This is a genomic window from uncultured Streptococcus sp., from assembly GCF_963545685.1.
GTDB lineage: Bacteria > Bacillota > Bacilli > Lactobacillales > Streptococcaceae > Streptococcus.
This window is the reverse complement of the sequence record NZ_CAUUKN010000058.1, coordinates 1-7,950: the sequence shown is the minus strand read 5'-3', so window position 1 is coordinate 7,950 and position 7,950 is coordinate 1. Positions and strand designations below refer to the sequence as shown.

The window sequence follows — 7,950 nt, the reverse complement described above, 5'->3', positions numbered from 1 at the left end:
GAAATAGTGTTGAGTCAGAAACCGTATTATACTTGACAAATGGTAGAAAAATACCCGAAGTTAGAAACCTCGGATATTCATTATTCTTATTTAATCGCTTCAATCAAAGCCTCCGCTTGATTCTGAAGACTTGCAAGAACTTCTTCTGTTGCTACGAATTTTCCATCCACCCAGGCTGTATCATTTACACGTGTTGCTGTAAAATCACCAACCACTTGGGTGCGGATAAATGGTAACAATTCTTTGTAGACATCAAAAAGTTGATTGTGACCACCATTAGCAACTGATGATACGGTTACAATCTTATCTTGAAGGGCTGATGGTCCTGAAGGATCTGATAGATCAAGGGCACGGCTCAGCCAATCAAGCAAATTCTTCACTGGTCCAGGAATTGAGAAATTATAAACCGGTGAGAAAATCCAGATAGCATCTGCTGCCAAGACTTGATCTCGAACTTCTGCCAAAACAGGAAGAACTGGACTTTCTAAATCCTGATTAAAAATAGGCACTTGACTATAGTCAAGATAAGAAACATTAGCTTTACCAGCTAGCATCTTCTCAGCTTCTTCTGCTAATTGGTGGTTAAATGATCCCTTACGAAGAGACCCAACGATAAATAGAATATTTTTCATGATAAATTTCCTTTGTATTTCTAACAATTAATATTTACTACTACATAGTAATATACTTGATTCCATTAGAAATATAAAGAAATATGCTCAGACATTCTTAAATTTTTTCAGAAGCTCTACCAATTGTGACTGTTCGTCAGGAGACAAAACGGAAAAAGTCTTCTCAATTGCTCGCTGATGTGGGGGGATTGCTGCTTGAATAATACGACGGCCCTCATCCGTCAAATCAACCTCGAAAGCACGCTTATCTGTTTGACAGGCTTCTCGTATCAACCACCCTTTTTTCTCCATGTTTTTAATGACGACAGTCATATTACCCGAGGTGGCAAGCATACGATCAATTAATTCGCCAATCTTCATACGCCCCTTGGCATTAAGCACATCCATGACCCCAAATTGAGTTGGTGTCAAATTAAATTCTTTAAAGGTCTCAGAAACCTTGGCATCGATGGTACGAAAAGCCTTACGCATAACAACCATACTTTTTACAGCCATGTTTTTATCTAAGTCACTCATTCCTAGTCCTTTCCAAATAGATGCTGTTTTTACTACTCTACCACAGTTTTTCTAAAAGTGGTATATGAAAATGAAAAAATAAGAAAAAGAGTGCTTAGATATCTAACCAATACCTCAGAACTCTTTCATTTCTAACTATTACGATTCCAAAAAAGGGCTAATAAAATAACAGCGCCTAATACCGAAGGAACTATAGCTGTGTCTGCTAGCATTGGTCCCCAATTTCCAAAAAGAAGCTGACCAACAAACGCACCAAGCCATCCTACAAAGGTCTTACCAATGCAACCCATACGTTCTCCTCTGTTGGAAATAGCAGAGGCAATAAGGCCAATTAGAAAACCAACTATCATACTTCCAATCATGAGAAATCCTCCTCGATACTTAAATCACCCAATCACCATTTCGGAAGATTGGTACACGGCTACCATCATGGCGAATTCCATCAATATTCATTTGATTTGAACCAATCATAAAATCTACGTGTACATCAGAACGGTTAAGACCAGCTGCTTTAAGCTCCTCTTCGGTCATATCTGCTCCCCCCTCAACACTGGTAGCATAGGCTGCTCCAATAGCTAGGTGGTTGGATGCATTCTCATCAAAGAGGGTATTGAAGAAGGTAATCCCAGATTGTGAAATAGGGCTTGGATCTGGTACCAAGGCACATTCACCTAGAGCACGCGCCCCATTATTGTTGAAGACGAGATTCTTCATCACTTCGTCACCTTGGTCTGCTGTAATATCTACAATTTCACCATCTTTGAAGGTTACTTTGATTCCCTCAATAATATTTCCATTGTAACTTAATGGTTTTGTACTTGAGACATAACCATCTGCACGACGGAAATCTGGTGCCGTAAAGACCTCTTCTGTTGGCATATTAGGAAGGAAGCTCTCCCCCTGTGCATTAATTGCACCTGCAGACTCCCAAACGTGATTATTCGGTAATCCTAGAGTTAAATCTGTTCCAGGTGCTTGGTAGTGCAAGGCTGAGAACTGCGCCTCATTGAGTATGCGTGCTTTAGCATCTAAACGGTCAGCATGTTCCTTCCAAGCACGTACAGGATCCTCTTCGTAAACACGACAGGTCTTGAAAATTTGGTCCCAAAGTAAATCTACGGCTTCCTCATCACTCGAAGCATCAGGAAAGACCTTCTTAGCCCATTCTTTACCTGCTGCAGCAGCTACTGTCCAACTAACCTTATTAGACTGAGTTGCCACCTGCATAGGCTTAAAGGCCACTCCAGTAGCCTTAGCATGAGCAGATAGACGTTCAGGAGCTACACCATTAAGGGCACCCGGATCAGAAGAACGGACTCCTAAACGACTTGCTTTCTTTTCTAACAAATATTCCATTTCAGCTTTTTTATAAGCTGGAACCTCTTCGATTCGATCCATATCTGCATGCAAGAAACGCTCGCGATTAATAATATCATCCGACCATTGAACAATTACCTCAGCTGCTCCTAAAGCATAGGCTTCTTTTACTAAGAGGCGAGCTAGCTCTGCTTGTTCTACATCAATGCTCAAGGCCACTGTGTGACCAGGTTGCACATTAATCCCATTAGCAACCAATAATTTAGCATATTTCTCAAGATTTTCTTTAAAATTTGGTAAAACCATGATTAACTCCTTGAAACTATAATTTTCTATCAGTATACCATAAGACGAAGAAAAAAGTTTTCTATCAGCTTTGGCTTTTGATCATCACATACAGACACCTAAATAATAAAAAGAGAACGGAAACTAACTCCATTCTCTCAACATTGATGACAATTCACTTTAACTATTAAAAGAAATCATCGAAAAGACTTAACTGATTATCTTCTGGCATATTTCCTAGAATGCCCATTTCATCCAATTTTTCAACCAAGGTTGATGATAGGCCTCCTCGTTTACGCAATTCTGTTTTGGAGAGGAATTCCCCTTCTTCACGCGCAGCAACCACTTGCTTAGCAACGTTTTCACCCAAGCCTTCAAGTGCGATAAACGGAGGAATCAAGGTGTCTCCTTCAATCAGAAATTCAGTCGCCTGACTCTTATAAAGATCTAACTGGCCAAAGGTAAAGCCACGTTCTAACATCTCATTGACAATTTCAAGCGTTGTATACAAGTCATTTTCAACATTAGTCGCTTCATTTCGTTGGCGCTTCTCCTTAATATCTTCCATTCGGGCTTTAACAGCATCGAGCCCTGCAGACATAGTCTTAAGCTCAAATGCTTTGGCTCGAATCGAGAAGTAAGCACAATAGTAATAAATAGGATGGTGCACTTTGAAATAAGCTACACGAAGGGCCATCATAACGTAGGCAGCCGCATGGGCTTTAGGGAACATGTACTTGATTTTACCACAAGATTCAATATACCAGTCCGGAACATTATTTTCACGCATGGCTTGAATATAGCCATTTCGCTCTTCTTCAGAAATTTTCAACCACATTCCCTTACGCACACGTTCCATAATGGTAAAGGCCATCTTAGGATCTAACCCTGCATGCATTAGGTATACCATGATATCGTCACGACAACCGATAACTGTTTTCAAGGTGGCAATACCTTCCTTGATCAAATCTTGTGCATTACCTAACCAAACATCTGTACCATGGGACAAACCAGATAACTGTAAGAGTTCCGCGAAGGTCGTCGGATGCGTCTCGTCAACCATACCACGAACAAAGTTAGTCCCAAACTCAGGGATTCCCAACATTCCCGTTGGGGTTCCAATTTGTTCAGGCGTTACCCCTAAAATCTCAGTCCCTGAAAAAAGTTTCATCACATCTGGATCATCTGCTCGAATATCTTTTGGATCAATTCCTGATAGATCCTGTAACTTACGAATCATAGTCGGATCATCATGCCCCAGAATATCTAGCTTCAACACGTTCTCATCGATATCGTGGAAGTTAAAGTGAGTTGTCTGCCAAGCAGCAGTTACATCATCAGCCGGATATTGAACAGGTGTAAAATCATAGACATCCATATAATTTGGAATAACAACAATACCACCTGGGTGCTGACCTGTATTTCGCTTAACCCCAGCAGCCCCCATAGCCAAACGATCGACCTCAGCATCACGATAGAACTTATTGTAATCACGTTCGTAACCCTTGACAAAACCATAAGCTGTCCGATCTGCAACAGTACCTACTGTTCCAGCACGAAAGGCATATTGCTCTCCAAAAATATCACGTACATCCAAGTGAGCCGACGGCTGATCATCTCCTGAGAAGTTCAAATCAATATCAGGAACCTTATCCCCATCAAAACCGAGGAAGGTCTCGAAAGGAATATCCTGACCATCTTTTTTATACTCAGTTCCACATTCTGAACACTCCTTATCAGGCAAATCAAAGCCAGAGCCGTAAGAACCATCTGTGATAAACTCTGAGTGTTGACATTTAGGGCATAAATAATGAGGTGGCATAGGATTTACCTCAGTAATTCCAATCATTGTCGCAACAAAACTAGAACCAACAGATCCCCGAGAGCCAACCAGGTAGCCACGTTCATTTGAACGGTTCACCAGCATCTGCGATGCCAGATATATTACGGCAAATCCATTACCAAGAATTGAGGACAACTCTTTTTCAATCCGCAAGTCAATAATGTCGGGCAAAGGATTACCATAAAGCTCAAATGCTTTAGCATAAGTCATCTCTGCAACCTGTTCTTCCGCACGATCAATATAAGGTGTATACAAGTCTTTTTTGACAACTTCAACCTCTTCAATTCGATTTGCCATAGCTTGTGTATTAGCTACAACAATCTCATAGGCTAAGTCTTTCCCCAAAAAGGCAAATTCATCTAGCATCTCATTGGTTGTTCTAAAATGAGCTTCCGGTAAAGGAGCAGGTTGAGCGTTTTCACCCTTACCAATTGGTCTATTAATCATAGCTCCTTGTCCCAAAGCACGAACAATGATTTCACGATAAATGGCATCTTCAGGATTGATATAATGTACGTTTCCCGTAGCAAGCACAGGCTTGTCAAGACGATTAGCAACTTCAATCAAATCCCGAATAAGTTGTTCTATAGCCCCCTCATCCTTGATTAAATCCTTTGCAATCAATGGAGCATAAATCGCTGGTGGCATAACTTCAATAAAATCATAGTATTTAGCAACTTCAACTGCCTTATCAATACCATGAGATAAGAGAGTATCAAAAACTTCACCATCTGCACATGCAGAACCGACTATGATTCCCTCACGATACTTATCTAAAACCGTACGAGGAATACGTGCCACTCCCTCAAAGTAAGATACATTTGATAGGCTTACCAACTTAAAGATATTCTTTAAACCCGTTTGATTCTGAACATACAGCGTTGTATGTTTGACACGAGACTTCTTATACGAATCATCAGAGACCAATTCTGTATTCAACTGTTCCAGATTAGTCAATCCGTGCTTTTCGAATACATCTTTAATGAAAATAAACAATAAACGACCTGTTGCTTCCGCATCATAGTTGGCCATGTGGTGGTGGTCCAAGGCAACACCAAAACGCTTTGTCAAAGGACCCAAACCATGACGTTTATACTCAGGATAAAGATTCCGTGCAAATTCTAAAGTATCAATAACCGGTTGTGAGATTGTCGGTAACTGATGTCTTTCGTAATTGGCATTCATGAACCCAACGTCAAAGGTCGCATTGTGGGCAACTAGCACAGTTCCTTTACAGAATTCTTGAAACTCCTGTAAAACTTGCACTAAAGGTTTAGCACCTTTAACATGATTATCAGTAATACCAGTCAATTCAGTCGTAAACGCAGAAAGTGGATGTCCTGGATCAATGAATTCATCAAATTGCTCAACAATATTACCTTTATGCATTTTTGATGCCGCAATCTGGATCAAATCATTATGAACAGCAGACAAACCTGTTGTTTCAACGTCGAATACAACATAAGTTGCTTCCTTTAATTCCAAACTCTCGGAATTATAAACAATAGGAACTTTGTCCTCAACAAGATTGGCTTCAAGACCAAAAATCGCCTTTATCCCAGCTTTCTTAGCCTTATGATAGCCATGAGGAAAACTTTGAACATTTGCATGATCTGTTATCGCAACTGCCGGATGTCCCCAAGAAGCCGCTGTATCAATAAGCTCTTCAACTGTCGGCATAGCATCCATAGTTGACATATTAGTATGAGCATGAAATTCAACACGCTTTTGTCCCTCAGGCATCAAATCCTTACGGGGCGTATGAGAAATTTCCTTAATATCTTGTACGTTCATAGTCAGACTATGTGTAAAAGGATTATTCTCAATACGACCGCGAACCCTTACCCAGTTCCCTTTCTTTATCATATCAAACTTACCAAGTTCTTCACTATCCTTCGCCCAACGTTGCATAGCAAAACTAGAGGTATAATCAGTTACCTTAAAATTAATTATAATCCTACCTGTTTTCGTTTCACGTTGCTCTACATCAAAAATATATCCTTCGAATACAATCCTATTCTCTTCAGAATTAACCTCAATCATTGGAGTAATCTCAGCCTTATCAAAGCTTGCATGACGTTGACTTTGTTTCTCAGCAAAATTTTGCATCTGATCTTTATGAGGTGGTGGTACCGGTGAACTTTGAACAATTGATTGAAGCGCTTGTCTAGCTTGAGATTCAGCTTCTTCTTGTAAGGAGACCTTATTCGACTCGTAAGCCTCTTCATAAGAGGATGAAGCCTCTTTATCCTCGACAACAGAGATAGAAACATTAGTTAAACCAAGATTCGAAAGAGTATCACTAATCAATGATATAAATCGATCCTGTAAATTCTCTTTAAGGATATGCGCAGGAGCTTTAACAGAAATCCTATTATTCGAAATCTCAACTCCCAAATTTGAGAATAGAGAATAAATTGAAAAATGAGATGATATTAAACTATCTAAGGCATATGAAAAATAAGCTTCAAGTAAGGATCGATCACAAGAAGTAGACTCCAAGCAAATCTTATATGAAACTTTAGCACCTAAAGAATCAAAAGAAGAATGAAGCAGAGTATCAAAAAGAGTGAAAGTCTCATATGACAGAAGATTTTTAAAAGAAAAAACAAAAAACCACTGACGTTTTGATTTAAATAACTTTACCGATTCAATAGAACCATCTTTAATCTCATCATAAGTTCCGTCATTCTGCGGAAAATGAATCTGTTTTAAAAGAAGCTGAAATTTATCAGACATAAAAAATAACTCCTATATACAAAAAAACACTCCTTATGGAGTGTAACTTATACCGGCGGCCGGGGTCGAACCGGCACGTCCTTGCGGACACTGGATTTTGAGTCCAGCGCGTCTGCCAATTCCGCCACGCCGGCAAAAATTTAACTGGGGTAGCTGGATTCGAACCAACGCATGAGGGAGTCAAAGTCCCTTGCCTTACCGCTTGGCTATACCCCAAAAATATAAATAGGCGAGTGATGGGGATCGAACCCACGCATGCCAGAGCCACAATCTGGTGTGTTAACCACTTCACCACACCCGCCATAATTATTAACACGGGCAGTAGGAATTGAACCCACACTGAAGGTTTTGGAGACCTTAGTTCTACCTTTAAACTATGCCCGTAAAGGTTATGGAAGGGGAGGGATTCGAACCCCCGAACCCGAAGGAGCGGATTTACAGTCCGCCGCGTTTAGCCTCTTCGCTACCCTTCCTAACTATAAATGAAATGGCGCGAGACGGAATCGAACCGCCGACACATGGAGCTTCAATCCATTGCTCTACCAACTGAGCTACCGAGCCAAATTGCGGGAGCAGGATTTGAACCTACGACCTTCGGGTTATGAGCCCGACGAGCTA

Annotated in this window: 5 protein-coding genes and 6 tRNA genes; all 11 read right to left on the bottom strand. The window is 40.5% G+C overall.

What is annotated here, in order from left to right; translation table 11 throughout:
* Positions 1 to 86: 86 nt before the first annotated feature.
* Positions 87 to 632, bottom strand: coding sequence for an NADPH-dependent FMN reductase (locus RWZ99_RS08195; protein ID WP_314677911.1), 546 nt, complete (start codon positions 630 to 632; stop codon positions 87 to 89).
* Positions 633 to 719: 87 nt separating this feature from the next.
* Positions 720 to 1,148 (bottom strand): MarR family transcriptional regulator, encoded by a 429-nt coding sequence (locus tag RWZ99_RS08190; RefSeq protein ID WP_314677910.1) that lies wholly within the window; start codon positions 1,146 to 1,148, stop codon positions 720 to 722.
* Between the two features lie 131 nt (positions 1,149 to 1,279).
* Complete coding sequence (locus RWZ99_RS08185; RefSeq protein ID WP_002889604.1) at positions 1,280 to 1,510, bottom strand: GlsB/YeaQ/YmgE family stress response membrane protein; 231 nt, start codon at positions 1,508 to 1,510, stop codon at positions 1,280 to 1,282.
* Positions 1,511 to 1,529: 19 nt separating this feature from the next.
* The gene (locus tag RWZ99_RS08180; RefSeq protein ID WP_314677907.1) at positions 1,530 to 2,771 is read right to left on the bottom strand and encodes an aminopeptidase; all 1,242 of its coding nucleotides are present in this window, start codon (positions 2,769 to 2,771) and stop codon (positions 1,530 to 1,532) included.
* Between the two features lie 166 nt (positions 2,772 to 2,937).
* Positions 2,938 to 7,332 carry a PolC-type DNA polymerase III gene (locus RWZ99_RS08175; RefSeq protein WP_314677904.1) on the bottom strand — a complete coding sequence of 1,465 codons (4,395 nt, stop codon included), beginning with the start codon at positions 7,330 to 7,332 and terminating at the stop codon, positions 2,938 to 2,940.
* A 50-nt stretch (positions 7,333 to 7,382) separates the two neighbouring features.
* Positions 7,383 to 7,466, bottom strand: a tRNA-Leu gene (locus RWZ99_RS08170).
* 10 nt (positions 7,467 to 7,476) lie between these two features.
* Positions 7,477 to 7,548, bottom strand: a tRNA-Gln gene (locus RWZ99_RS08165).
* 12 nt (positions 7,549 to 7,560) lie between these two features.
* A tRNA-His gene (locus RWZ99_RS08160) sits at positions 7,561 to 7,633 on the bottom strand.
* A 12-nt stretch (positions 7,634 to 7,645) separates the two neighbouring features.
* A tRNA-Trp gene (locus tag RWZ99_RS08155) sits at positions 7,646 to 7,716 on the bottom strand.
* Positions 7,717 to 7,724: 8 nt separating this feature from the next.
* Positions 7,725 to 7,805 (bottom strand) — tRNA-Tyr (locus tag RWZ99_RS08150).
* 15 nt (positions 7,806 to 7,820) lie between these two features.
* Positions 7,821 to 7,893: transfer RNA gene (locus tag RWZ99_RS08145), tRNA-Phe, on the bottom strand.
* Positions 7,894 to 7,950 lie beyond the last annotated feature (57 nt).

Excerpts from the sequence above, each read along its gene's own strand:
- RWZ99_RS08195 (WP_314677911.1), bottom strand. The coding sequence starts at position 632 with ATGAAAAATATTCTATTTATCGTTGGGTCTCTTCGTAAGGGATCATTT.
- RWZ99_RS08190 (WP_314677910.1), bottom strand. The coding sequence starts at position 1,148 with ATGAGTGACTTAGATAAAAACATGGCTGTAAAAAGTATGGTTGTTATG.
- RWZ99_RS08185 (WP_002889604.1), bottom strand. The coding sequence starts at position 1,510 with ATGATTGGAAGTATGATAGTTGGTTTTCTAATTGGCCTTATTGCCTCT.
- RWZ99_RS08180 (WP_314677907.1), bottom strand. The coding sequence starts at position 2,771 with ATGGTTTTACCAAATTTTAAAGAAAATCTTGAGAAATATGCTAAATTA.
- RWZ99_RS08175 (WP_314677904.1), bottom strand. The coding sequence starts at position 7,332 with ATGTCTGATAAATTTCAGCTTCTTTTAAAACAGATTCATTTTCCGCAG.